Genomic DNA, 25,793 nt, shown 5'->3' on the forward strand with positions numbered 1-25,793 from the left:
TTTTGTCCCACTCCCTACCTTTCTGGCCTGAAAACATTACTTTAGAACGTGAACCCAAAACTGATCTTTGTCTCCCTTTCAAACAACAACTTAGTCAGTTATTAATTAGTGTTCAATTAAATTAGTCACAGCGGTTATCGTGTCTTTAGCAGTGAAAAGGGACAAGTTGTGACTTAACGCGTAATAAACCAGGGGATCCGTCGTAGTTGCATCAGCGTTGCAAGCACCAACAAAGGCGACATCCGCAGTTGTTAGCGAATCTAGTTTGGTAGGTGCCATTGTCTGCCAACCGGCTACTGGAAGTTGACTAACTAAAATTGGTGTCATCTTTTTGGCAAGTAGTTGTTTCTTTAGTATGGAATCGGACTGAAAACTAGTATCTAGTAAAACAATTTTGGCCGTCGTGGTCGGTCTAAAATGATAGCTATCTAAAAGTGCCTTGGTTAATGCTTGCTGGTAGGTTTTGCCTTGCCCAATGGTTTCGCCCGTTGATTTCATTTCTGGACTTAAGGTCGTTTTCATTGCTGGTAACTTCATAAACGAGAAAACTGGCGCTTTGACGGCTACCATTCCTGGCGTTTTACCTAGACCAGGTTGTAGGTGTAGGTCGGCTAGTGTTTTACCAAGAATTAGGCTGGTTGCAATTTTGGCTAAATGTTGGTGAGTGACTTTACTCATGAAAGGCACCGTACGACTGGCCCGGGGATTAACTTCAATGACGTAAAGTTGATCGGCAGCAATAAATTGAATGTTCATCATTCCGACACAGTGAACTTGCTCACCTATTTTTATGGCAGTAGCAACAATTGTCGCTTGTTGAGACGCACTTAAACGTTGTGGGGGGTAAACGGCAATTGAATCGCCAGAATGAACGCCAGAGCCCTCCAAGTGTTCCATAATTCCAGGAATAAAAACTTGTTTACCGTCACTTAAAATATCGACTTCACATTCAATGCCTTTAATGTAATGGTCAATTAGAATTGGCTGCCCTGGAGCAACTGTCAGCGCCCGTTTTAAATAACCCGTTAAGGCTTGTTCGTCTTGTACTATCGCCATTGCCCGGCCGCCAAGCACAAAACTGGGTCGAACCATTACTGGGTAGCCGATTTGCTGCGCAATTTTTTTTGCCGTTGCTAAGTCAGTCGCAGTTGCCCCAGCAGGCTGTTTGATTGCAAGCGATTGTAGTAGCTGTTCAAATTGTTTGCGATTTTCAGTTTGTTCAATTCCCTTTAATGATGTGCCAAGAATTTTTACACCATTGCTAACGAGATCTTTCGTCAGATTAATGGCAGTTTGACCACCGAATTGAACAATAACACCAAGTGGCTGCTCCAGTTTAACGACGTTCATGACGCTTTCTAGCGTTAATGGTTCAAAGTAAAGTTTGTCGGAAATGGAGAAATCTGTTGAAACGGTCTCTGGATTGTTATTAATGATAATCGCGTTATAGCCATTTTGCTGAATTGATTGGACACAGTGGACAGTTGTGTAATCAAATTCAATTCCTTGGCCAATTCTAATTGGACCAGATCCGATAACGAGGACACTGTTACCTAATGGCTTACTTTCGTTTTCACTGGCAAAATAAGTACTATAAAAATAGGGCGTGGTGCTGGCAAATTCACCAGCACAAGTATCCACCATTTTGTAAACAGGTTTTAAGGACTGCTTCGTCAGTGTTTGTTCAATGGTTGTAGAAGTTAGGCCGCTTGCGGCTGCAATCATTTGATTACTAAGACCAAATTGTTTGGCTTGACCAATAGCAGTGGCCGTTGGCTTAATTTTTAACGTCTGCTGAAGTTGGTAAATGTGGTCTAACTTTGTTAAAAAGAATAAATCAATCTGGGTTAAAGCGTGAATTTCCGTGACTGCTAAACCAGCCTGCAGGGCACTAAATAAGTAAAATAAACGGACATCAGTTGCGTGCTTTAGTTGTTGAACAAGTTCGGCGTGTGGTGGCTGTTCTTTCGGTTGCAAGGTGATTTGGTAATTAGAATCAATTTCCAACGATTGAACGCATTTTAAAAGGGCTTCTTCAATCGTAATTCCAATGCCCATAACTTCGCCAGTAGCTTTCATTTGTGTACCTAATGTACGTTCAGCATCGGGAAACTTATCGAAAGGAAAACGTGGAATTTTGGCGACTACGTAGTCCAGTGCAGGTTCAAAGGCCGCAAAAGTTGTCTTAGTTACTGGATTTTGAATTTCACTTAAATTTAAACCAACGGCAATTTTGGCGGCAATTTTGGCAATTGGATAACCAGTTGCTTTTGAGGCCAATGCGGACGAACGGCTGACTCGTGGATTGACTTCGATAATGTAATATTGGGCACTAGTTGGGTCTTGTGCCAATTGAACATTACATCCACCTTTAATATCTAAAGCGTCAATAATTTGCAGGGAGGCCTTACGTAGTGTCTGGTATTCTTGATCGGTCAAGGTTTGCGAAGGTGCGAAAACGATTGAATCACCAGTGTGAATGCCGACAGGATCCATATTTTCCATATTGCAAACCACAATTTTATCGCCTAAATTATCGCGCATCACTTCGTACTCGATTTCTTTGTAGCCGGCAATACTCTTTTCAACGAGACATTCATTAACTGGTGAAAGCGTTAGACCACGTTGCATTATTTTGGCCAAGTCGGCCTGGTTACTAGCAATACCGCCACCAGTACCCCCTAGAGTGTAAGCCGGGCGAACAATGACTGGGTAATGGATGCTGTTGGCAAAAGTAATGGCGGCCGTAATTGAATGAACAGTTAAGCTTTCTGGAACTGGTTGGTGGAGTTTTTGCATGAGTTCTTTAAAAGCTTCGCGGTCTTCTGCCTGTTTAATTGTTTTTAAACTGGTACCCAATAATTGAATTTGGTAGCGATCTAAAATGCCGGCGTCATCTAGTTCAACGGCAAGGTTGAGACCTGTTTGGCCGCCTAAAGTTGGTAATAAGGCATCTGGTTTTTCCTTGGCTAAAATCTGGCTCACTGAATCTAGCGTTAATGGTTCAAGGTAGATTTTATCGGCAATTTCATCATCGGTCATGATGGTTGCTGGATTGGAGTTAATCAAAACAACTTCATAACCTTCCTCCTTTAGGCTAAGGCAGGCCTGGCTGCCAGCGTAGTCGAATTCTGCGGCTTGACCAATGATGATTGGGCCGGAACCGATAACAACAATTTTATGGATTGTATGATTCTTAGGCATGCTGCAAAACTCCTTCCGTCATTAGTTGGTTAAACTGGTTGAAAAATAAATTACCATCACTTGGACCGGGATTTGCTTCAGGGTGGTACTGAACGGAAATGGCAGGTAGTGTTTCGTGTTTTAGTCCTTCAATACTGCCATCGTTACCCTCAATTTGCGTTACTTGCAGTGGTGTAGTTGCCAATGAATCGGCGGCGACAGCATAACCATGATTTTGACTCGTCATGATTGTTTTACCAGTTATCAGATTTTTAACCGGATGATTAAGCCCCCGGTGACCATAACTTAATTGATAGGTAGTTGCACCGTTGGCCAACGCAAATAATTGATGACCCAGACAAATCCCGGCGAGGGGGTAATGCGTTTGTAATTGTTGAATTAATGGTAGGCTATCTGCATAATCAGTGGGGTCGGCGGGACCATTGGAAAGTAAAATGCCGTCAGGATTTAAGTTAGCAATCGTTGCGAAATCACTAGTGTAAGGAACAACGTCGACGGAGCAATCATGGGCCAGTAAATTGTTAATAATGGCCTGTTTAACGCCAAAATCAATTAACACAACGTGATGTTTGGTCGTATTAGTAGAATAATATTTTGTTTGGTAGGCTGGTTCTTTTTCTGTGAGTGTTTGTTGTGTTGCTTTGGTGAAGTTCACGACCTGTGCTTGATTACTTAAAATTCCCGTCATTGTTCCGTGTTGCCGTAAATGTTTGGTTAAGGCCCGGGTATCAATACCACTGATACCCGGAATTTGTTGTGCCTTTAAAAAATCATCTAAGTTTTCTTGACTTGTATAATGGAAACTTTGCTCGGCAAGTTGGTGCACAATCACTGCTGTACAAGTAGCCTTTAGTGACTGACTACGATTTTGATCGATTCCGTAATTACCAATTAATGGATAGGTAAAAGTAATTAATTGATTTGTATAGGATGGATCGGTAATCGCTTCTTGGTAGCCAGTCATTCCGGTATTAAAAACAACTTCACCACTAACTTCTTTAGTTAAATCTCCGAATGCTTGTCCAGCAAATGTCGTGCCGTCTTCTAAAATGAGATATCGTTTCATAAAATTCATTACCTTTCATTTTATATTCATTTAAATTTAATTATCTTTGTTAATAGTAAACGGCATTTTTGATAAATAGTCAATACTTTATTCACTAAAAGCGGAATAATAACCATAAAATGACTATTTTTTGAATAAAAATATAAAATCATTGCATTTTAAGTGAAACTGGTATATTGTAATTGGCATACAGAAAAAGTGATTAAATATTAATTTAAAGTTTTGATGAGGTGACTTTTATGCACGTCGCGCTAGTTGGTGTCACGGGATACAGTGGCATGGTTTTATATCAGTTATTGCAGCAACATCCAGAAGTAAATCAAGTTGATTTATACGGGCATAAAAATGCCAAGGCACAGTCGCTAGCTACAGCAGTACCCCAGTTTATTGGTAGCCAGGCCATGATTGAACCGTTTGCCGCTGAAAAAATTATGGCGGTTGATCAGGTTATCTTTTTCGCAACTTCGGCGGGGGTAACAACTGAACTTGCGAAACCGTTTATTGCCGCTAACTTTCCGGTGATTGATCTTTCTGGTGATTATCGGTTACGAAGTCGTTCTTCCTTTAAAAAGTGGTATCACAAAGAGGCACCTGATCAGGCTGCACTACAGCAAGCTCATTATGGTTTGGCCGAGTTTCATCAAGCAAGTGGTCAAACGTACATTGCTAATCCAGGGTGTTACGCCACTGCAACGTTGTTGGGGTTGGCACCATTAGTTCAACAAGGTTTAATTGAACCAGATTCGATTATCGTTGACGCTAAATCAGGTACTTCAGGAGCCGGGAAAAAATTGGCTGCCAACACACACTTCACACAAACAAATGAGAACTTGCAAGTGTATAAAGTCAACCAACACCAGCACATTCCAGAAATTATGCAACAACTACAAGAATGGAATTCACAAGTGCCGGCCATTCAATTTACAACCACCTTACTACCCATTACTCGCGGGATTATGAGCTCAATTTTCGCCACGGTTAAACAAGGCGTGACTACGCAAGAGTTACAACACGCTTTTCAGGATACTTATCAGGAGCAACCTTTTGTTCGTATCTTTACTGAACAGCTACCAACTTTAAAACAAGTTATTGGTACGAACTTTTGTGATATTGGTGTCGTTTTTAATCCCGTTACACAAAAAGTATTCGTTGTCAGCGTGATTGATAATTTGCTGAAGGGTGCTGGCGGGCAAGCAATTCAAAATTTTAATCAACTGTTTTCATTTCCAATAGCAAGTGGTTTACCGCAAAGACCAATGTTGCCCTAGCAGTTTTACTTAAGAGAGGATTGAAGCAAGATGCAAGAAATAAAAGAAGAAACTGAAATGAAGATTATTGATTTTACCTGGCCCGCTGGTTTTTATAGCGACGGTATTAACGCTGGATTACGGCAAGTGAAAAATGATCTAGGTTGGTTGTACTCTAAAGTCCCAGCGCAAGCCGCAGGTGTTTATACAACTAATCAATTTCAGGCTGCTCCAACAAAATTGACCAAACAAACAATCAATGCCAAGCATGTCCTGCAAGCAATTGTCATGAATAGCGCTAATGCTAATTCATGTACAGGAGCCCAAGGTGAAGCGGATGCATTGGCGATGCAACAGTTAGCGGCCACCAAATTGAAACTGAAACCAGCTCTAGTGGGCGTTGCTTCTACGGGCTTAATTGGTAAAGCACTGCCGATGGAATTGATTACGGCAGGTATCAAACAGTTACAACTAACCAAAACAACTGCGGTTACCAACGCTATTTTAACAACGGATAAACAACCAAAGACTTGCAGTGTTCAATGCAAAATTGACGGTAAGCTAGTTACAATCAGTGGCTTTGCAAAGGGGTCCGGGATGATCCACCCAAAGATGGCTACAATGTTGGGTTTTGTGACCACGGATGCTGCAATTTCTGGAACTCAACTGCAAGAATTGCTTAGTCAGCAAGTTGATGAGACTTTTAACCAAATAACGGTGGACGGGGACACGTCAACCAACGATATGGTGGTCGCACTGGCAAATGGGCTGGCTGGTAATCAAACATTAGTGTCAGGTAGTTTAGATTATTCTAAATTTAAAGCTAATTTTAGCTATGTTTTAGGTGAATTGGCCAAAAAAATTGCGGCCGATGGTGAAGGGGCCTCTAAATTAGTGGAAGTGAATGTTCATGGCGCGGCCGATAAAGCAGATGGTCAAAAAGTGGCCAAGGCAATTGTTGGTTCTAATTTGGTTAAGGCCGCCATTTTTGGTGAGGATCCTAACTGGGGTCGAATTATGGGTGCAATTGGTCAGACCGACGCCAAATTAGATATTGGCAATGTCGCCGTTCAAATGAATGGGCAAGCACTGGTTAAAGGCAGCATAGCAGTCGCCTTTGATCAGACAGCGATGAAGGTGGCGCTAGCAAAGCCAAAAATTATAATTGAGGTTGATTTACATAATGGTGTTGCGAGTGGCCAGGCCTGGGGTTGTGATCTAACCTATAATTACGTCAAAATTAATGCCAGTTACCATAATTAACGGCTATCGGGGGAATTAGAAATGACGCAAACAATTGTCATTAAAGTTGGTGGAAACGCTATTACTGAACTTGATGCTCACTTTTTTAAGCAGCTACGACAGTGGCGTGAAGCGGGGAAGCAAATCCTGATTGTACACGGTGGTGGCCCACTTATCACGGAGTGGAGTAAGAAGTTGCACCTTTCAGTAAAAAAAATTAACGGTATCCGTGTGACTGATCAGGCTGTTTTAGCAGTGACCAAGGCTGTTTTGCTAGGTCTAATTCAACCACAATTATTAAGCAAATTAAGTACTAATCACTTATTGGCTGTCGGTCTGAATGCTAGTGATCAGCAATTATTGGTTGGTGAAACACTCAATCAATCACTATATGGAGAAGTTGGAAAAATTACCCAAGTTAATTTGCCACTATTACAGCAGTTATTACAGAAACAAATTGTTGTCTTGGCACCGTTAGCGCAAACAAAGACCGGAGATTGGCTAAACGTAAACGCTGATCTTGCGGCCGCAGAAATTGCCAGTCAGCTAAACGCAACTAAATTAGTGTTAATGACGGACGTACCAGGAGTCATGACAAAAGGGCAAGTAATGTCCCATTTGAACTGGCCAAAGGCACAACAACTTTTGGGTAAACAGATCATTAAGACGGGGATGGCACCTAAAATCAAAGCAGCATTTCAGGCCTTAAATAAAGGGGTAGCACAGGCCTTAATTACCGATGATCTAGCACATGCTGGAACAACACTGACAACTGTTGCAACGGACTAAAGCCTATTTAGCGGTATGAAAATATTTAGCATGTTTCGAGTGCACGATTTTTGTGCTAGGAGAATGGACAACCTACGATAATAAGATTTTTGTGTAAGACACAAAAATATTCATAAGAGTATTTAGGAGGTAATTCTATGAAGTACGTTTTTCCAACTTATAATCGCTTCCCGTTAGATATTGTCGCGGGTGAGGATTGGCATTTAACTGATGATAATAATAAAACCTATTTGGATTTTACAAGTGGAATTGGCGTTTGTAATTTTGGTTATAGTAACGAGTTGATTCAAAAGAGTGTGGCCCACCAATTAACAAAAATTTGGCATACATCTAATTTATATGAAAGTCACTTACAAGATGAGGTGGCCCACCAATTAGTTGGAACTGAGGATCGACTGGTCTATTTTTGTAATTCAGGAACTGAGGCCAACGAGGCGGCCTTAAAACTCGCGCGCAAATATACTGGGAGAAGTGCCGTATTATCTTTTAACAATAGTTTTCACGGGCGGACATACGGGGCAATGTCACTGACCGGAAATCCAGCAATTCAAACCGGATTTGCGCCGTTAGTACCGGGAATTTCTTTTGCGAACTACAATGATCCTGCGGCGATTGAACAGATTAAACCAGATTTGGCAGCAGTAATTTTAGAAGTTATTCAAGGTGAAGGTGGCGTATACGCGGCCAAGGCTCAATGGTTAAAGGCAGTGGCCAAAGCCTGTCACGAGCAACAAGTATTATTGATCATTGACGAAGTGCAAACGGGTATTGGGCGAACGGGCAAACGGTTTGCCTACCAGTACTATGAGCTAGACCCGGACATTGTGACCGTTGCTAAAGGATTGGGGAACGGCTTGCCAATTGGTGCAATGATTGGTAAATCTAATTTGGCGGTTGCGTTTGGACCGGGTAGTCACGGCTCAACCTTTGGTGGCAATAAAATTGCCTTGGCGTCTGCTACGGCCGTTTTACAACAACTAACACCTGAATTTTTGGCAGGTGTACAAACTAAAGCGACGCAAGTTTGGCAGACTTTAGAAAATGAAATTATAACTTTACCTGTAGTTACTGGTGTTACAGGCTTGGGTCTAATGATTGGAATTCATTTAGACGAAACTGTTGCCGTCGGTGATGTTATTGAAGAACTGCAACAAAATGGTTTGCTGACACTTTCGGCGAAACATAATACTTTGCGTTTACTACCACCATTAGTGATGGATGCTGCTGATTTAATGCTTGGTTTACAAAAAATCGAACAGGTTTTAAGTTCTAAAACTCAAAAGCAAAGGAAGGTGTCCTATGAACCATTTTCAAAATAAAAGTTTTTTAAAAGAAATTGATTTCACGACCGCCGAGCTAAATTACTTGATTGATTTTGGCTGCCACTTGAAACAATTAAAAAAGCAGCACATCCCGCACCCTTATTTGCAAGGTAAGAATATTGCGCTGTTGTTTGAGAAGACTTCCACGCGGACACGGTCGGCGTTCACTGTTGCGGCCACTGATTTAGGGGCGCACCCAGAATTTTTAGGGAAAAATGATATTCAATTTGGTAAAAAAGAATCCACGATTGATACGGCCAAAGTTTTGGGCAGTATGTTTGACGGTATTGAATACCGTGGCTTTACACAAAAAACGGTTGAACAGTTGGCAGCTTATAGCGGCGTTCCCGTTTGGAATGGGTTAACTGATACTTGGCATCCAACGCAAATGATTGCTGATTTTATGACGTTGAAAGAACAATTTGGTCAGCTAAAAGGCTTAACCTTGGCTTACGTTGGGGATGGTCGTAATAATATGGGAAACTCGTTGTTGGTTACAGCAGCCAAACTCGGGGTTAATATTCAAATTGGTAGTCCAAAAGAATTACAACCAGACCAGAAAGTTGTGGCACTGGCCAAACAGGCGGCCGCTGATAGTGGTAGTAACATTACTTTGACGACTGATCCTGAGGCTGCAGTTAATGGTGCCGATGCTATTTACACGGACGTTTGGATTTCAATGGGTGAAAAAATAGATGTGGCTGTTCGAGTGAAGGCCCTGCTACCATACCAAGTTAATGCCAAATTATTGGCCGCAACGGGTAAAAAAACAACGATTTTATTACATTGTTTGCCAGCGTACCACGATGATCAAACTGAGGTTGGAAAATCATTAGAAGAGCAGTTTAACGTTTCGGCGTTAGAAATTACGGATGATGTTTTTAACGGTCCCCAATCATTAGTTTTTCAAGAGGCTGAAAATCGATTACACGCGATTAAGTCAATTATGGCAGCCACTTTAGGTAATTTATTTATTCCGGAGACATTATTTAATTCGGAAAATTAAAAATGCTAGTCAACAGGTTTTTACCTTGCGACTAGCATTTTTTAGTTATTATTGGCTTCATCTGGTAATAGAATCGTTTGATTTTCACCATCATCGTAGGCCAGCAGTAAATCTGGATAACCAGGATCGGACGGAAAGTCAGTGTCAAAGCTTGCTACTACGTCATTGTCTTGAATGTAATCGTAACTGATAGTGCCGTTATGATTGGTTAACTGAAAAGCAAGTGTTTGACCAAGTGGAAAAATACCCTGTAGATTATTATCGATAATCGACCAAACTTGATCAATTAATTCACCAGGAATTTGAGCGATAACACCATAAGTTGCAAAACGATTCCGATTATTTTCAAACATTGACTATACCTTCTTTTTTGTGAATTACACTGACTACAGTATAACGTATTTGGCCAAAAAAATCGTGGAGTTAACTTCACGATTTTTTAACGAATAACTTTAACGATTCCATTTTTTGTTTCTAGATTAAGGGTGTCTCTAGCATTTTGATTTTTAACAAGTGACTTTTTGAAGGATTTACCGAAAAAGTCATTATATTTAGAATCACTACTGTGAATAACGTAACCAGTGGTTGGAGTGGCCTGCACGCCAATACTGCCCTTATTGGTGTGTAAATTTATTTGGCCGTGAATTTTACTGTGCCGGAGGTGAATATCACCGGAAGCGCTGGCCAGATTAGTTTCGGTCAGCTCACTTTTAACAATGGTGAGTTCACCACTTTCGGCTGTCACATGACTATTTTTTAGTTGAACCGTGTTAAACCGGATTGCACCACTGCGCGAATGTAGCTGACTTGACTGCTTAGCTTTAACAGATTTCATGGCTAAACTTCCGTTGTCCGTGGTTGCACTTAAGTTTTTACTGGCCTGATCTTTAACGTAGATATTACCGCTAGTAGTGGATAATTTAAGGTGGTTTAATTCATCTTTAGGTAACGTTAGAATGACCTCAACTGGCTTATCATTTGCGTCAAAATTTAATTTGGCCTTAGCTACTGGCGTTCTTTTTACCCGGACGGTTAAATGGCCATCTTTAACGGTGACCTGTGGTTGGCCAGTTTTTATGGTTCTTGTGGTAAGTTGCCTGTTCTTGCCCGTCTTTACGGTAATATCGGCATCTCTGGTATTAATCCTAACGTTATCAATTTTTGACAACGATCGAGTTTTAGTCGTTTTTTCAATGATTCTAAAACCATGATCATAGTAACCGACGTTTTTGTGGGCGCCAAAAAGAAGGCCGAGTACAATTAAAATGACACCGGTAATTAAGAGCAGCGCACTCCATTTAAAAAGTCGTTTCATTTGGCTGCCACCTTTCTTTGTGAATGCTGGCGGATTTTTTGGTATAAAAATTTGGTGAAGGTGGCGCCGGCCTGAAGTAGGACTTTGAGAATGAGGTAGCTGAGAAGGCCAATTAAAATAGTGGCTCCTAAGGCCGCCAAACCAACACCAATATAAAAAATACCCGTAACGAAAGAGCCAAATAAAACACTCACGCCGGCGATAGTACTGAAAACACTAACAACGCCGGCCGCTAGTGTCATCACTAAAAGAAGGCCACAGCAAAGGAAGAACATCAAGATTCCTAACGCAAAAAAAAGTGCGATGGTCAATGCTAAAGGAATTGCAATTGGGGAAGCCATGACGGCTAGTAAGATCAACCAAATTAAGTGTGCATTATGTTTGGGTGTGGTCACAGTTGGTTCTTCTTCAGTAGCGCGAATTGAGTAGTCGGCCAAAGTCTTACGAGCAAGCCGTTTTGGTGAACCAAGTTTTGCTGTGATTTCTTCGATGGTTGTCAATTCGGCATCTTCAATATATTCGGTATAAAAATCGATTACATCAGCACATTCGTCCGCATTTAATGGCGTCAGTTGTTGTTTTAGTTGTTCTAAGTAGGTCTCTTTATCCATGGTTATCTCCTTTCAACAGCCAGTCAATATTATGTTTGTAATTTTCCCAGTCGTTGCGAATTACCCCTAACTGTTTAGTTCCTGCTTTGGTTAGGCGGTAATAACGACGGTTACGGCCTTTAAATGACTCATCATAAGTTTCCAACCAACTTTCCTTATGCAGCCGGCGTAGTACTGGATAAAGGGTGGATTCAGAAATTGGGATTGTTTGCTGAATTCGTTGTGTGATTGCGTAGCCGTAATAATCTTTTTCGGCAAGCAATGCCAACACGCAGCCATCAAGTAATTCCGTGCTAACTTGAATTTTCATAGCTATTCTCCTAACTATATTATACGTCGTATAGTATTAATTTAAATATAGTATAGGTAACCACTGGCGTCGCGGTCAAGTATTTTTCGGGATTGGGACTAAAAATCAGTCGTAAGTAGTAGTTCTCAGGCACGCTTAAACTAAATTGGTCAGGTAAATAGTAAAAAAGTTTTTTCAAAACCCAATCTGTCAGTCCGTGGTCGCCAGCTGTTGCTTAATCAACTGTTGAAGCTGGCAAATTGCTTTTCGAAAAATTATGGGCTCAGTATAAGCAAAGGATAGGCGAATCATTTGGGTTGCCTGATTGCCGTAAACTTTGCCCGGATTAAACAGAATTTTACTGCCAATGGCTTGATGAAATAATTTATTAACGGAAATTTCTGCGTTAAGTTGTAGCCAAATATAAAAACCACCCGTTGGTTTTCGCCAAGTTGCGTAAGGGGTTAAATAATCCTGTAGAGCAGTTAGAGCCAGCAGGCAGCGTTGTTTCAATTGTTCGCGAATATCATCCAAATAAGTGGGGAAAGCGGAACTTTGTAAAACCTTGGTTAATGTCAATTGAGCCAATGAACTTGCACCGTAATCAGTTTGCATTTTAACGTCACTCAAACGGCGGATAATGGCTTGCGGTCCCACAATCCAACCGAGGCGTAATCCTGGTGCCAAAAATTTTGAGGCGGTTCCTAAATAAAGAACAGTCTGGTGTGTATCAAGACTCTTTAGCGGTAATGGTGGTTGTTTAGTGAACCAAAGATCTTGGTACGCCGAGTCTTCAATGATTGGCAGGTGGCGTTTGGCCGCAAAGGCAAGTAGATCTTGGCGGCGCTTAAGCGACATGACGAGCCCTGTTGGATTTTGGTAACTTGGGATGGTGTAGAGAAGTTGTTGTGCGTTAGATTGCGGAATTTGCCAAAACGCAACGCCTTCATTATCAAACGGTAGTCCGACCAAATGACTTTTAACCGATTGAAAAACTTCTAATGAATTCAAATAGCTAACCTTTTCGGTAAAAATAGTCGCACCATGAGTTAATAGACCAACCGAAATCAGTTGTAGTGCTTGTAAAGAGCCAGAAGTAACTAAGATGTTTTCTGGATTGGCCTTAATTTGCCACTGTTTTAAATAATCGGCAAGTGCCACCCGTAGTTCATATAGGCCCTCCGGCGGTAAGTAATTGAGGCTGTTAAGCTCAGCTGTCACGGTGGTCAAGGCTTGGCGCATTAATCTTTTGGGAAATAGACTAGGGGCTAGTTCGCCAGTACTTAATCTGGTGAAATCAGTTGTTTCTAGTTGGTTAATCGTTTGGATCGTTGGTTGGTTGGGAACAAATTGTCCAGAAGAGGTGTAATTATGCCAGTTGAGTGCTGGCTGGGACATTAGTAGTGACCATGTGTTACTACTTATTTTTGTTCCGCCGCCAGTTGTTGCGCTGATAACGCCATAAGAATGCAGCATGGCGGTTGCAGTTGCTAAAGTACTGCGGTTAATGTTAAATTGTCGTGCTAGGTGACGTTGATTAGGTAATTGGTCGCCAACAACCCAGTTGCCCATTGTGATTTGTTTTAAAAAATAGTCGGTTATTTGCTGATAAAGGGGCGCTTTTTTAGTCGGATCAGGTTGCCAATTAATTGTTAATTTCATTTTAAGACCTTCGTTTTTCAATTTGGTTGGGTTAATTATTTAATTTGGCTGGGTAATTCTTATTGAAAATAACTTAAACTCAGGTTTGTGTCAAACACCTAGGAAGTGTTTTTCCAAACAGGTTTACACCAACTTGGTCAGGAAAATACAAATAAAAGTATTTTTCAAACACGGCCTAGAAAATGTTTGGCATAATTTAAAGTAATTTAGTTTGGTGGGATAATTTTAAAATGACTTATTTACAAGGATTATTATTTGGTGTGGCCTACATCGCACCAATTGGAATGCAGAATCTGTTCGTGATTAATACGGCCTTAACCCAGCCGCAAGGACGTGCTTTTCGAGTTGCATTAATTGTGACCTTCTTTGACGTCACACTTGCATTGGCCTGCTTTTTTGGTATCGGTCAATTATTGACCATGTTTCATTGGTTAAAGGCGGCCATCTTGTTAGTAGGTGGCCTAATTGTTATTTATATTGGTCTGACTTTGTTAAAGGCGCAGGAGGTCACAGTAAATACGGCAACAACTAGGCCAACGTTTAGCTATTGGCAGGCAACGGGGACGGCCTTTGCGGTGGCCTGGCTGAATCCGCAGGCCCTAATTGATGGCACCATGTTATTAGGGGCTTTTCGCGCGTCGTTACCAGGTGCTAAAGGAGACTTTTTTATTGGTGGTGTAATGACTGCCTCGCTGGTTTGGTTTACTAGCTTAACCGGCTTAATCATAATTTTTAGAACACATTTAAAAACATCCTTTTTATTGTTGCTAAACCGAATTTGTGGGGTGATCATTATTGGTTACGGCCTAAAATTATTATTTAATTTCTGGCAAAGTTACGTTCATTAAGAAAAAACTGGAATTTGTTTGAGGACAGGTTGAACCAATCGTATGCAAATTAGTTGAAAAAGTGGCTTCAAAATGATTTTCAATTAAAAATAGTGCAAAAAATAGACCAGAAGCCAGTAGTTTTCAGTCAGGCACAATTACGGAATAATTTAGCGGACTAAACTATTTGGTGATTGTGCTTGACTGGAAGTTAACTATCTTTTGGTCTATCTTTTATTTTTAGTAGATTTTGAAACAAACTCAATTAATGCTTACATACCAGGCATCCATAAATCTTTACGATCAACACCGCGCTCTTTAGCAAACGCGTTCATCAAAGTGTCCATATCCATTAAATGATATTGACGTGGGTGCTTCGGATCATAAGATTCAATTTGGGCCATCATACCGCCATCTTCGTGTTCAATAATGTGGCAATGGTACATGTAAACGCCGGTTAAATTGAAACGAACTTTAATTCGGACAGTTTCCTTTGGGTTAACCCCAACAGTATCTTTTAGCCCATGTTCGTTTGGATAAGGTTCGTGGCCATTGCGCGAAACAATTGTGAACTGCGTACCGTGAACGTGGAAGGGATGGACCATGCCATCTTTTGTACTATTAGTATTGGTGATGTCCCAGTATTGGGCGGTACCAACTTCTTGACGCGCATCAATTCGTGACATATCAAATTTCTTGCCGTTTAAGGCAACTTCTTCATCCATACCATCCATCGTAATTTTACGAATTGGTGTATCCGGACTTGGATCAGGGTCGTCAATCGTCACTAAGTGGTCTGGTAATTTGGTATTATCAGGCTTGAAATCATGAATCTTAAATTTAACCAGAGGAACGTCATCTGTGTAGAGTGTGACTTCATCACCGGGCTTATATTTACCAAAGTCAACGATAACTTCCGCACGTTCGGCACAAGTCAACATTAGCTTGGTGAGGTGAACCGGCTCAGGTAAAATACCCCCATCAGAAGCAATTTGGGTAAATTCAAGGTCGTCGCTGAAATGCAAGCGCCATTCACGGCGATTAGCACCGTCTAAGAAACGGAGACGTAACCGCTGAGTTGTTACGTCAAAATATGGATTAACAGTGCCATTGATCAAGGCAGTTGGACCTTGAACGCCATCTGGATCGTAGTCAGCCTTGTAATCCCACTGATTATTTTCGTGGAAACGACGGTCTTGTAAAATTAACGGAATATCGTCAACACCATAATTTCGTGGGAAAGGTAGCTTGGCTTCAACGTCGTCCTTAATAATGACGCCAGTCGCTAGTCCGTGCCAGACTTGGACTGCAGTTGATGGACAGGGGTGAGCATGAAGCCATGATAATGAAGCGGGCTGTTCAAGCGTGAAATCAATTTGGTTAGTTTCACCAGGATAAACAGGAGCGTGACAACCGCCATCAGTAATGGGTCCAGAAACATCTAAGCCGTGCCAATGGAAAGTTGTTAATTCAGGAAGTTCATTTTTTAAATTAATGTGAATATGTTTGCCACGTTGAAAAACGATGGTTTTACCTAATAATGGTGCGTTGTAACCCCAAGTTTTAGTTTTAGCACCGGGAACAAGCTGTGATTCGCCCGTTTGAGCAACAACGGTGTAGTACGTATCCGTTGCCGTTTCTTTATCAGGCTTTAAGAGCGGTGGAACTGCTAGTGGCTTTTCTGGGGCGTCATAAACCTCTAGTGGAATATAACCGCCATCGTGAGTATTAAAAGCAGGTTCATCAAAGAAGTAGTCAGTATAAACTTTAGTTGCCATTTTAACTTCCACACCTTTCTTAATATCAACCATATTATAACGCAAGAAAAAAGAAAGCGATTGTCTATTTTTGATGGTGGGACCATTACCCAACTTATTAATGGCTAGTGAATCCGCCCTAAGCCCTAAGACAGACCGCTTGAAGCTTGATAGGCTAATTATGGAGGCGAATAAAATGTGGTTACAACAATTTTGGCACCGACGTTCTTACTATAGTAAAAATATGTTGGTTGCAATCTTATTATTTTTAATAATGAATACATATACTGTTTCGTTAGTACTGATTACGCTGATTGTTATTGTGGGAACGCTGCTTTTCAGTTACTTACAACGACTGACGCTATTTTTACGCGGCGATTATGGTAGTTTCTAAAAGGTGATTAGAGAACGTTTGGAAATAACTTTTTTCAATCTAGCTTAGGGCGTCATTTGATTAGGTTTTAGGCTAAATTTATTTTTAGCATCTTTGTAGACTAATCGCACTGGTTATCGCTGTATAAAGCGCGTATACTTAATTAAGAAAGCGCTGTCTTTAAAAGCAAATAGTTTTGTTTTTTTAAGAAGGAGTGATTGTAATGCGACATATTATTAATTACTGTCAATTACATTTTTGGGTGAGTATCACGTTACTTTGCGTACTTTGGGTTAGTTCCTTTTCACTAGCGGCATATTGGTTAGGAGCCGGGCACATTATTATTCATAATTTTGTTTTTCTAACTTTGATTTTGGTCTGTGCGGTACTTGAAAAATTCGATCGTGTTAAAACAAAGTGAAATAAAATAAGGAGACCACCAAAACAATTCTTTGTTTTAGTGGTCTCCCTATTTTATTTGGCGTTATTGTGGTTCGATTTGATAAGTTAGCTGAACTAATTGACCAATTTTTTGTGCTTTTTGAAGTGCCAGTGGAACATCCTTTAAATTTGTATTGAGTAGTGGAATTCCCTTTCCCAGCAAGACTGGTGCAATTGTAATAACCAATTTATCGATTAGATGTACTTTAAGTAACTGAGAAAAAAGATCCGCACCACCAACTAACCAAATGTCCTGGCCCAATTCATTCTTCAATTGGCGGACAAATTGGGCAACGTTACCCGCTACAACTGTTGCTCGGTCTTCAGTATCATGAAGCGTTGTTGAAAAAACGTAATTTTGTTTATCACTGTAAGGGTAACTGCCAGCTAAGTTATTTGCTTGTAAATAGGTTTTACGGCCCATAATAACTGTATCAATTGTACTGTAAAAACTTTGGTAAGAGCTGTCTGCTTCCGTTGTATCTAATTGTTGTAACCAAGCCATGTCGCCATCTTCTTCAGCAATGTAACCATCAAGACTTTGGATCAAATATAAAACAACATTTCGGTTCTGTTCAGACATATGATCACCCCGTTTATTTAGGATCAGGGTAGTGTACCCCAATTCATTGAACCAATTATATCACGAAAGCGCTTTAAAAAGTGTGATTTAATGGTCAAACTAGTGGCGTGTTTGGAAGATACTTTTATGGTATTGCTCTGACTAATCGGATGTAAACACGTTTATAAAAGGTGATCTAGCTGTTGTGATCAATCTACCGAACTTAGACGCTTTTTCAAACACTCCCAGTTCACAATCACTAAAAGCTTTGCTATGATGAAGAAGATAAACTACGATAACGAAGGAGTCAGCTATGACAGAAGATCAGTTTTCACAGCCAGTTTTAGATTTATTAGCAGAAGTTCGCCAACGCTTTACTGGTGAGGTTAAAGTTCAAGTAAGTGATGAAAGTAGTGGCTATCTACGGCATGATCAAGCCCAACAAGTTTTAAATCCAGATGGTAGTTTGGCTATTTTGGTGAACGATGCGACTAATGTTGATTACACTGTCTCACATGAACTATTACATTTATTGATGGTGATGCAGGGCTACCCGCAGATTTATTTTAATTTAACAACTAACGATGAGGCACTAGACCAACAATTAATGGCGACGGCAACTGATTTATATAATGCTGTTTGTCACGTTGTCGTTGTCAATGAACAGCGCAAGCATGATTTACTGACAGATACGGTTAAGCACCAATATTTGAAGGGCATTCTCGATGTTGTCACGCCTGAAGATCCTAAAAAAACCGATCGCTTATTAGTTTTCCGAGCAGTTAGTTTGTTGGATGCGCTCGTTTTTTATCAGGGTGAGACTGAGTTTTTTGATGATTTATTTACGCAACGCTACACTGTGGCGTACGCCGCTGCCAAACAGCTATACCAAGTAGTTAGTGCCAAACCAATTACATCACCGTTTGCGTTACGGCGAACGGTAGTTAATTTATTTCGGGCCTTTGATCAGTGGTTGGAAAGCGCCGGTTTACCAGTAGCACACCACGATCAATTTACAACCTTGGCCGGTGTCTTTTCTGATCGCCAGTCAAGGCTGGAAGTACGACAAGTCTTTGACGTTTTTCATTCTGAATTAACAACGAAAGGCTCAAACGAACGTGCTTACATTGGCTTAGGCAAAAATGATCAGCAAAATACATTTGTGGTAACACCACCCAAGAATGAAAAGGATAGCGCGGCCTATTTTAAAAAGCTTTACGCACTATCGGTTCAAGAATTAATGGAAAAAATTAATATGGCTTTTACGTTGCGTTAAAAATTTAGGGGGGCTTTTTTATGTTTGATTTAAAGCAAGCAATAACAAAGGCGCGCTACGTCACTTTTTTAACTGGAGCAGGTGTTTCAGTGCCTTCGGGAATTCCGGATTACCGGTCAAAGAATGGCCTGTACGCAAATCAGCAAAATCCGGAGTATTTATTGAGTCACGATAATTTAATTGATCATCCCGCCGATTTTTATAAGTTTGTAAAGGAAAATATGTATTATCCTGCTGCTAAACCGAATATTATTCACGAAAAAATGGCAGCCATTAGCAATGCTAAGGGTATGATTGTTACGCAAAATGTTGACGGGTTACACGCTGCGGCTGGAGCTGAGCACGTGGTGGAATTTCATGGCAATTTGTACCAAGTCTATTGTCAGCGGTGTCACCAAACCGTTCCTTACCAGGAATATTTGCAGGACTATCACCATAAAAGTGATGACGGTATTTTACGGCCTAAAATTGTTTTATATGGCGAAAGCTTAAATGAACGAGCAGTCAGCACAGCAATTGATGCGGTTGCTAAGGCTGATTTAATTGTCATTTGTGGAACGTCATTTCGAGTGGCGCCGTTTTCGATGCTGACAAATTATGCTCGGCCTAATGCAGAAATTGTAGCAATTAATGAAGAAAAGCTTGATTTACCGTTTAAGTTTACAATGGTGCAGGCCAACGCTATTGACGTCTTTGACAAGTTATAGCGGCATGACTTGTGTTAAAAATGAAAATTCAGTAAAATAAATTTAAAATAACGGATGGAAAGTGGCTTCTGGCTGCTTTTTTTATTAAGGAGAGGGGCCATCTATATGTTAGAAGAAGAACGTAAACAGATTGATGAAATTGATCGGCAGTTAACGGCCTTATTTGAGCAGCGACTAGCCGTATCTAAGAAAATTGCTACGGTTAAACATCAACAGAAAATGTCACTAACCAATCCAACTCGCGAGACAGAAGTTATTCAGGCACAAACTAAGAACTTAAGTGACCAGACGCTGGCACCTTATTTAACTGACTGGTACCGTAGCACAATATTGCTGTCTAAGCAGTATCAGGCTAATGTGATTAAACGATTACGATAGTAAGGACTAGAGAGTGTTTGAAAAAGCGGTTAGATTCTACTTCGCAATTGAGGATTATTAGCCAGGATCGCTAATAATCTTGATGCTACGAGCGATGGCCATTCTTGTGGCAAAGTGCATGCCGCAAGAAGCATGGCTCTGAGGATTAGCTTAAACAGATGATTTGGCTGTTGTAGCTAACCGCAGGAATCTGCTTTTTCAAACACGTTTATGCAGATTACTGACGTTGTCGATCGGACTAAGGTGGACCGAAGTCCGAATCGCAGCACAAAACGCTAATAATCTAGATACTCTATACGTTGTCCATTCAACTACGGCGAAAACCGCCAAGTTGAAGCATGGCAACCGCAGGAATCTGCTTTTTCAAACACAACCTGGATTATGCTAGAATGGCCCTAGCGGAGGCAATAAGATGACCTACAAATATACTTTAGCGATTGTTCACGCACAAGAACAGATTTTGGTAATCAATCGGTTAAAAAAGCCCTATCCAGGGCAGTGGAATGGTGTTGGTGGTAAGGTTGAACCACACGAAACTGCAGATGTGGCAATGCAGCGTGAAATACAGGAAGAAACACAATTTCGGCCTAACGACTATCAATTAGCGCTGGCCGGGATTCTTGATTGGCATATTGATGGGCGCTACATTGATAGTATTTACGTTTACTTGGCCGCACTAACTAAAGCAGCACCACCAATCTACCCACAAATGACGCGTGAAGGAATTTTGAATTTTTTTCCTTTAGATTGGTTAACCCAATCTGCTAATTTAGGCGTTGTAGCAGATTTTCAACGGATATTGCGTCCGGCACTTTCTGGGGGAAAGCAGCGTTACAACACGAACTTTATTGATGAACGATTAGTTGACTTTAAAGTGACACCACTGATAATGTAACTAAACAACAGGAGCTACTTGAGAGAACCTGGTTTGACTATAACGTTCAGAAAAGCAAACAGAAAGTTGCAATCTAAGGTGTGTTTAGAAAATACTTTTAATAGTGTTTATCTGACTAATTTAGTGTAAGCGTATTTAAAAAGCAGCTTTTTTGGTGTCTTTCCAAATTACCCCCTAGATTATAGATCGCACAATTTTATTAATTGCAAGGAAGTACTTTGCTGTGGAAATTTTGCTAAAGAAATGGGAGGTGTAAATTAAAAATGAGATTAGATTTTTCTGTTGCTGTTCATAGCTTACTTTACTTGGAGCAAAAACAGCCGGCCGTTATTTCAAGCCGTGAATTAGCCGTTTCCATGACGACTAACCCGGTAATGATTCGAAATATTCTATCGGTTTTACATAAGCAACATTATATTCGCGGTGTTGTTGGGAAAAACGGTGGTTATCAACTCGACCGGACACTTGCGGAGATTAACGTTGGAGAACTCTACGATTTAACGATTCCGCCAACAATTAGTTACGCTCGTTTTACGACTGGCAATACGGAGGCCAGTGGTGCGGGCAGCGATATTAGCCGTAATATTGAGGCCACGTTGACGGATTTATTTACGCTTGCTGACACGGGTTACCGGGCCTTTTACCATCAATTTACGATGGCCGATTTAAAACAGGATATTGCTCAACACGGTTACTTTAAGCAAATTGCGCGGTTACCTTATCAAGGAGGCACGGATTAAAGTGGTGCACGATGATCTGTTACTGGCGCTTCAGTTATTGATGATTCGAATGCGGCGGACCAAACGATTGCAGTATTTTGTTGGTATCCTTACAGTGTACGTGGTACTTAAAATCTTCTTTCAGACTAGCCCAACGTTATTCACAGTTTCTTTTACGCGTAATCGAGCATCTTTGGTCGCTTTTTTAACGGCGATTATCATGGTTGCCCTGAATAAAATACACCGTAATTATCGTATTAGCGGCCAACAATTAATCACGATGTTGGGACCATTGAATCAGCAAGAAGCAGCGATTGTTCAGCAATTCAAACGTTGTTAAAATCGTAGGATGAGGATTAAAATAGTAAAATGAGTAATTGGAGCTTGGGGATTTTCCAGACTCTTTTTTTGTAAAGTATGGTTTTGGAATTGGAGGGTGTTGCTGTGATTACGATCGGTTTAACAACGTGGACGGAACATGGTAGCTTAGTGGGTGCCGATCAAGCACGTAAGTTAACTTTACCAGAGTATAGTGAATTTCTACCCTGTGTTGAATTAGATACGCCATTTTACGGAATTCCGCGGCAAAGTTCTTTCGCTAAATGGACACAAGAGACACCGGAACAGTTTCAATTTATTATTAAGGCCAATCAGGTCATGACGCGCCACCGTGATTATCAAGAAACAGGGGCGCCAAGTGTGGAGGCTGTATTTCAACAATTTAGGGATAATAGTCGGCCGCTTGTTGAAGCCGGAAAACTCAAGACGATCCTGTTACAATTTCCACCGTACTTTGGGGTTTCGAGAGAAAATATTTTGTATTTACAACAAGTTCGTCAATTCTTACCTGATTTGCCCTTAGCCGTTGAATTTCGGAATAAAACTTGGTATGAAGAAATTTATTTAAAACGAACTTTAAATTTATTAAGGCAACTTACTTATAGCCACGTTATTGTGGATGAACCACAGACGCCGGCAGGAAGCGTTCCGTATTACCCAGTGGCAACTAATGATGATTTAGCAATTTTTCGTTTGCACGGTCGGAATTTTAGTGGCTGGGCTAATCAGGATCGTAATTGGCGTAACCAGCGGACGCTTTATCGTTACCGTGAAAGTGAATTACAAGCGCTAGTGCCGGATATTCAACGCTTGACGGCCACAACCAAGGAAATTTGTGTTATTTTTAATAATAATTCTGGCGGCGACGCTGCAGGAAACGCCTTAGCCTTAAAGAAACTATTAGGGCTAGAATTTACGGGCCTCAATCCCCAGCAAATTGATTTATTTTAGATTAAAAAAGGAGAATGAGTATGACGATTCAACGTTGCACTTGGGCAGAAGCTGATCCTTTGTTGCAGGCCTATCATGATCAAGAGTGGTGTCGACCAACCCATAACGACCGAACGCTTTTTGAATTACTTTGTATGGAAACGTACCAGGCTGGTTTAAGTTGGTTAATTGTGCTGCGAAAGCGAGCGGCCTTTCATCGGTATTTTCATGACTATGATCCGCAGGCTGTTGCTCAAATGCCATTAGCAGAAATTGATTCGGCCATGCTTGATCCAGCAATTATTCGCAATCGTCGCAAATTAGAGGCAACTGTAATCAATGCCCAATCTTTTTTAACGATTCAAAGCCAACAAGGCAGTTTTGCTAGTTATCTTTGGCAATTTGTTGCCGACCAACCAATCGAACATCAGATTACTGATGCAAAAGAATTACCGGCTAAAAATGAATTATCCCAGCAAATTGCTAAAGACTTGAAGCAACGTGGCTTTAAATTTATGGGCCCAGTAACAACTTATTCATTTATTCAGGCTGCTGGGCTGATTAACGATCATGTTATGGGTTGCGCCTTTCGTCAGGTAACACCACGAAGATAGCGTGATGACGCAGAGTCTTTTATGGTATACTTTTGAAAAGGCCCTAACGTTTAAAACGGCGGGTTAGTATGGCTTGCGCTCATTTGTGCACAACGCTCATTAAACTGAATTAAGGGAGTTAGATTATATGGCAACAACAGAAAAGAAACCAACATTTTATATCACATCACCAATTTATTATCCATCCGGTCGGCTGCATATTGGTAATTCATACACAACGATTGCGTGTGATGTTTTAGCACGTTATAAGCGATTACAGGGGTATGATGTCTTTTATTTAACCGGCACAGATGAACATGGTCTAAAAATTGAACAAAAAGCAGAGGAAATGAATATTAGTCCGCAAGAATACGTTGACAGCATGGCGGCTGACGTTAAAAAATTGTGGAAATTACTAGAAATTTCTAATGATAAATTTATCCGAACGACAGATGACTATCACGTTAAGGCTGTTCAAAACATTGTTGAACAACTGATTAAGCAAGGCGATGTTTATCTAGGTGAATATGTGGGCTGGTATTCGGTCTCCGATGAAGAATACTTCACGGAATCACAGTTGGCCGAAGTTTACCGGGATGCTGATGGTAAGGTTATTGGTGGTAAAGCACCAAGTGGCCACGAAGTTCAGCTAGTTAAAGAAGAGTCTTATTTCTTCAAAATGAGTAAATACGCTGATCGGTTAGTTAAGTATTATGATGAGCATCCTGATTTTATTCAACCAGTTTCACGTAAAAAGGAAATGTTGAAGAACTTTATCGAACCGGGTCTGGAAGACTTGGCAATGTCACGGACAACTTTTAATTGGGGAGTACCAATCAAGAGTAATGATAAGCACGTGGTTTATGTTTGGGTTGACGCCTTATTAAACTATATAACGGCTTTAGGCTACGGAACGCCTGATGATCACTTATTTAAAAAGTATTGGCCGGCAGATGTTCAATTAGTTGGTAAAGAAATTGTTCGTTTTCACACAATTTATTGGCCAATTATTTTGATGGCATTAGGTTTACCGTTACCAAAGAAAATTTTTGGCCATGGTTGGTTAATGATGAAGGACGGTAAAATGTCTAAGTCTAAGGGTAACGTTGTTTATCCAGAAATGTTAGTTGAACGTTATGGGCTTGATGCTTTGCGTTATTATTTGATGCGTGCAATTCCGTTTGGCAACGACGGCGTTTTCACGCCGGAAGATTTTGTTGCGCGAATTAATTATGATTTGGCTAATGATTTAGGTAATTTACTTAACCGAACGATTGCTATGATCAATAAGTATGATGATGGTCAGGTTCCGGCTTGGGTGGATAACGGGACTGATTTTGATGCCGATCTGACTAAGACTGCCAATGAAGTGTTGCAGAAATACGATGACAACATGACGGCGCTGCATTTTTCAGACGCACTAGATGAGGTTTGGCGCTTAATTAGCCGGGCTAATAAATATATTGATGAAACAGAGCCATGGAAATTAGCTAAGGACCCAACCCAGAAACCTGCTTTAGATAGTATTCTTGTTCATTTGGCGGAAACTTTACGGATAGTTGCTTTGCTATTGCAGCCGGTTATGACACACGCACCAAAGGAAATGTTCCAGCAATTAGGCTTAGATTTTGCCGATGATACAGCGAAAAAGTTAGTTTACGGCAATTTCCCAGCAAACACTAAGGTTGTTGCTAAGGGAACACCAATTTTTCCACGATTGGATATGGACGCTGAAGTTGCCTATATTCAAGAACAGATGAAAAAGACGGTCGGTACCAACAAAAAAGATCGTTCAGTAGCAAAAACCGCCACTTGGGATCCCACAACAACGGAATTGAATCTAACCAAGGGCAGGATTAAAATTGATGATTTTGATAAAAATGAACTTAAAGTTGCGGTAATTAAGCAAGTCCAAAAAGTTGAAGGTGCTGATAAATTATTACAATTCCGGTTGGATGCAGGTGATAATCAAGATCGGCAAATCTTATCGGGAATTGCTGAATATTATCCTGAATTTAAAAAGCTCGTCGGGCAGCACGTGATAATCGTTGCTAACTTGAAACCACGTAAAATGCGTGGTCAGTTGAGTCAGGGCATGTTACTTTCCGCCGAGCATGAAGGCAAGGTCCAACTAATAACGGTTAGCGACTCGATTCCTGCAGGTGCGTTAATTAGTTAGACAGAAAGAATAGTAGCTATTTTGAAGAGTGATCAGTAAACTGGATTTGGTTGTGAAATAGAAT

The 25,793-nt window shown here is 40.7% G+C and carries 26 protein-coding genes; 17 read left to right on the forward strand and 9 right to left on the reverse strand.

Annotated features, from left to right (window positions below; all coding sequences use genetic code 11):
* Positions 1–105: 105 nt before the first annotated feature.
* On the reverse strand, positions 106–3,204 hold the full coding sequence (gene carB / locus EKM98_RS03635) for a carbamoyl-phosphate synthase large subunit (RefSeq protein WP_125980606.1): 3,099 nt from the start codon (positions 3,202–3,204) through the stop codon (positions 106–108).
* Positions 3,197–4,270 (reverse strand): carbamoyl phosphate synthase small subunit, encoded by a 1,074-nt coding sequence (locus tag EKM98_RS03640; RefSeq protein WP_125980608.1) that lies wholly within the window; start codon positions 4,268–4,270, stop codon positions 3,197–3,199. The genes carB and EKM98_RS03640 overlap by 8 nt, the downstream gene beginning before the upstream one ends.
* A gap of 239 nt (positions 4,271–4,509) precedes the next feature.
* Here EKM98_RS03640 and argC point away from each other — a divergent pair, with 239 nt between their 5' ends.
* The 5 genes from argC to argF all read left to right on the forward strand — a co-directional run bounded on the left by argC (position 4,510) and on the right by argF (position 9,876).
* A complete protein-coding gene (argC, locus tag EKM98_RS03645) occupies positions 4,510–5,538 on the forward strand; it encodes an N-acetyl-gamma-glutamyl-phosphate reductase (RefSeq protein WP_125980610.1) in 1,029 nt (342 codons plus the stop codon).
* A 30-nt stretch (positions 5,539–5,568) separates the two neighbouring features.
* A complete protein-coding gene (gene argJ, locus EKM98_RS03650; RefSeq protein WP_125980613.1) occupies positions 5,569–6,780 on the forward strand; it encodes a bifunctional glutamate N-acetyltransferase/amino-acid acetyltransferase ArgJ in 1,212 nt (403 codons plus the stop codon).
* Positions 6,781–6,801: 21 nt separating this feature from the next.
* The gene (argB, locus tag EKM98_RS03655; protein ID WP_125980615.1) at positions 6,802–7,548 is read left to right on the forward strand and encodes an acetylglutamate kinase; all 747 of its coding nucleotides are present in this window, start codon (positions 6,802–6,804) and stop codon (positions 7,546–7,548) included.
* A gap of 137 nt (positions 7,549–7,685) precedes the next feature.
* On the forward strand, positions 7,686–8,867 hold the full coding sequence (locus EKM98_RS03660) for an acetylornithine transaminase (RefSeq protein WP_125980617.1): 1,182 nt from the start codon (positions 7,686–7,688) through the stop codon (positions 8,865–8,867).
* Entirely contained in the window at positions 8,848–9,876 is a 1,029-nt protein-coding gene (gene argF, locus EKM98_RS03665) for an ornithine carbamoyltransferase (RefSeq protein WP_125980619.1), read from the forward strand. Before EKM98_RS03660 ends, argF begins: the two co-directional genes overlap by 20 nt.
* 41 nt (positions 9,877–9,917) lie before the next feature.
* Here argF and EKM98_RS03670 read toward each other — a convergent pair whose 3' ends face one another.
* From EKM98_RS03670 to EKM98_RS03690, 5 genes are all read right to left on the reverse strand, one after another.
* Positions 9,918–10,229 (reverse strand): DUF960 domain-containing protein, encoded by a 312-nt coding sequence (locus tag EKM98_RS03670; protein WP_068225604.1) that lies wholly within the window; start codon positions 10,227–10,229, stop codon positions 9,918–9,920.
* Positions 10,230–10,315: 86 nt separating this feature from the next.
* Positions 10,316–11,191 carry a DUF4097 family beta strand repeat-containing protein gene (locus tag EKM98_RS03675; RefSeq protein ID WP_125980621.1) on the reverse strand — a complete coding sequence of 292 codons (876 nt, stop codon included), beginning with the start codon at positions 11,189–11,191 and terminating at the stop codon, positions 10,316–10,318.
* On the reverse strand, positions 11,188–11,802 hold the full coding sequence (locus EKM98_RS03680; protein WP_125980623.1) for a DUF1700 domain-containing protein: 615 nt from the start codon (positions 11,800–11,802) through the stop codon (positions 11,188–11,190). Before EKM98_RS03680 ends, EKM98_RS03675 begins: the two co-directional genes overlap by 4 nt.
* On the reverse strand, positions 11,795–12,112 hold the full coding sequence (locus EKM98_RS03685) for a PadR family transcriptional regulator (protein ID WP_125980625.1): 318 nt from the start codon (positions 12,110–12,112) through the stop codon (positions 11,795–11,797). The genes EKM98_RS03680 and EKM98_RS03685 overlap by 8 nt, the downstream gene beginning before the upstream one ends.
* Positions 12,113–12,301: 189 nt before the next feature.
* On the reverse strand, positions 12,302–13,753 hold the full coding sequence (locus tag EKM98_RS03690; protein ID WP_125980626.1) for an aminotransferase-like domain-containing protein: 1,452 nt from the start codon (positions 13,751–13,753) through the stop codon (positions 12,302–12,304).
* Positions 13,754–13,983: 230 nt separating this feature from the next.
* On the opposite strand from EKM98_RS03690, the gene EKM98_RS03695 reads away from it, so the two are divergent.
* Positions 13,984–14,601, forward strand: a complete 618-nt coding sequence (locus tag EKM98_RS03695) for a LysE/ArgO family amino acid transporter (protein WP_125980628.1) — start codon at positions 13,984–13,986, stop codon at positions 14,599–14,601.
* A 251-nt stretch (positions 14,602–14,852) separates the two neighbouring features.
* On the opposite strand, the gene EKM98_RS03700 is transcribed toward EKM98_RS03695, so the two are convergent.
* Entirely contained in the window at positions 14,853–16,358 is a 1,506-nt protein-coding gene (locus EKM98_RS03700) for a multicopper oxidase family protein (protein WP_125980630.1), read from the reverse strand.
* 175 nt (positions 16,359–16,533) lie between these two features.
* Here EKM98_RS03700 and EKM98_RS03705 point away from each other — a divergent pair, with 175 nt between their 5' ends.
* Positions 16,534–16,731 carry a hypothetical protein gene (locus EKM98_RS03705; RefSeq protein ID WP_125980632.1) on the forward strand — a complete coding sequence of 66 codons (198 nt, stop codon included), beginning with the start codon at positions 16,534–16,536 and terminating at the stop codon, positions 16,729–16,731.
* A gap of 202 nt (positions 16,732–16,933) precedes the next feature.
* Entirely contained in the window at positions 16,934–17,131 is a 198-nt protein-coding gene (locus tag EKM98_RS03710) for a hypothetical protein (RefSeq protein WP_125980634.1), read from the forward strand.
* A gap of 63 nt (positions 17,132–17,194) precedes the next feature.
* Here the strand turns inward: EKM98_RS03710 and EKM98_RS03715 are convergent, their stop codons facing one another.
* Positions 17,195–17,734 carry a dihydrofolate reductase family protein gene (locus EKM98_RS03715; protein ID WP_100070837.1) on the reverse strand — a complete coding sequence of 180 codons (540 nt, stop codon included), beginning with the start codon at positions 17,732–17,734 and terminating at the stop codon, positions 17,195–17,197.
* A 292-nt stretch (positions 17,735–18,026) separates the two neighbouring features.
* Here EKM98_RS03715 and EKM98_RS03720 point away from each other — a divergent pair, with 292 nt between their 5' ends.
* From EKM98_RS03720 to metG, 9 genes are all read left to right on the forward strand, one after another.
* The gene (locus EKM98_RS03720) at positions 18,027–18,989 is read left to right on the forward strand and encodes a hypothetical protein (RefSeq protein ID WP_125980636.1); all 963 of its coding nucleotides are present in this window, start codon (positions 18,027–18,029) and stop codon (positions 18,987–18,989) included.
* A 20-nt stretch (positions 18,990–19,009) separates the two neighbouring features.
* Complete coding sequence (locus tag EKM98_RS03725) at positions 19,010–19,696, forward strand: NAD-dependent protein deacylase (protein WP_125980638.1); 687 nt, start codon at positions 19,010–19,012, stop codon at positions 19,694–19,696.
* Between the two features lie 105 nt (positions 19,697–19,801).
* The gene (locus EKM98_RS03730) at positions 19,802–20,074 is read left to right on the forward strand and encodes a chorismate mutase (protein ID WP_125980640.1); all 273 of its coding nucleotides are present in this window, start codon (positions 19,802–19,804) and stop codon (positions 20,072–20,074) included.
* Between the two features lie 412 nt (positions 20,075–20,486).
* A complete protein-coding gene (locus EKM98_RS03735) occupies positions 20,487–20,969 on the forward strand; it encodes an NUDIX hydrolase (RefSeq protein WP_125980641.1) in 483 nt (160 codons plus the stop codon).
* 263 nt (positions 20,970–21,232) lie between these two features.
* Complete coding sequence (locus EKM98_RS03740; protein WP_125980643.1) at positions 21,233–21,709, forward strand: Rrf2 family transcriptional regulator; 477 nt, start codon at positions 21,233–21,235, stop codon at positions 21,707–21,709.
* Position 21,710: 1 nt separating this feature from the next.
* A complete protein-coding gene (locus EKM98_RS03745; protein WP_125980645.1) occupies positions 21,711–22,028 on the forward strand; it encodes a hypothetical protein in 318 nt (105 codons plus the stop codon).
* 104 nt (positions 22,029–22,132) lie between these two features.
* Positions 22,133–22,978: a DUF72 domain-containing protein gene (locus EKM98_RS03750; RefSeq protein ID WP_125980647.1), complete on the forward strand. Its 846-nt coding sequence runs from the start codon at positions 22,133–22,135 to the stop codon at positions 22,976–22,978.
* A 20-nt stretch (positions 22,979–22,998) separates the two neighbouring features.
* Positions 22,999–23,571: a DNA-3-methyladenine glycosylase I gene (locus tag EKM98_RS03755; protein WP_125980649.1), complete on the forward strand. Its 573-nt coding sequence runs from the start codon at positions 22,999–23,001 to the stop codon at positions 23,569–23,571.
* A 127-nt stretch (positions 23,572–23,698) separates the two neighbouring features.
* Positions 23,699–25,729: a methionine--tRNA ligase gene (gene metG, locus EKM98_RS03760; protein ID WP_125980651.1), complete on the forward strand. Its 2,031-nt coding sequence runs from the start codon at positions 23,699–23,701 to the stop codon at positions 25,727–25,729.
* Positions 25,730–25,793: the final 64 nt, after the last annotated feature.

This window comes from Loigolactobacillus iwatensis (assembly GCF_003950295.1).
GTDB classification, from domain to species: domain Bacteria; phylum Bacillota; class Bacilli; order Lactobacillales; family Lactobacillaceae; genus Loigolactobacillus; species Loigolactobacillus iwatensis.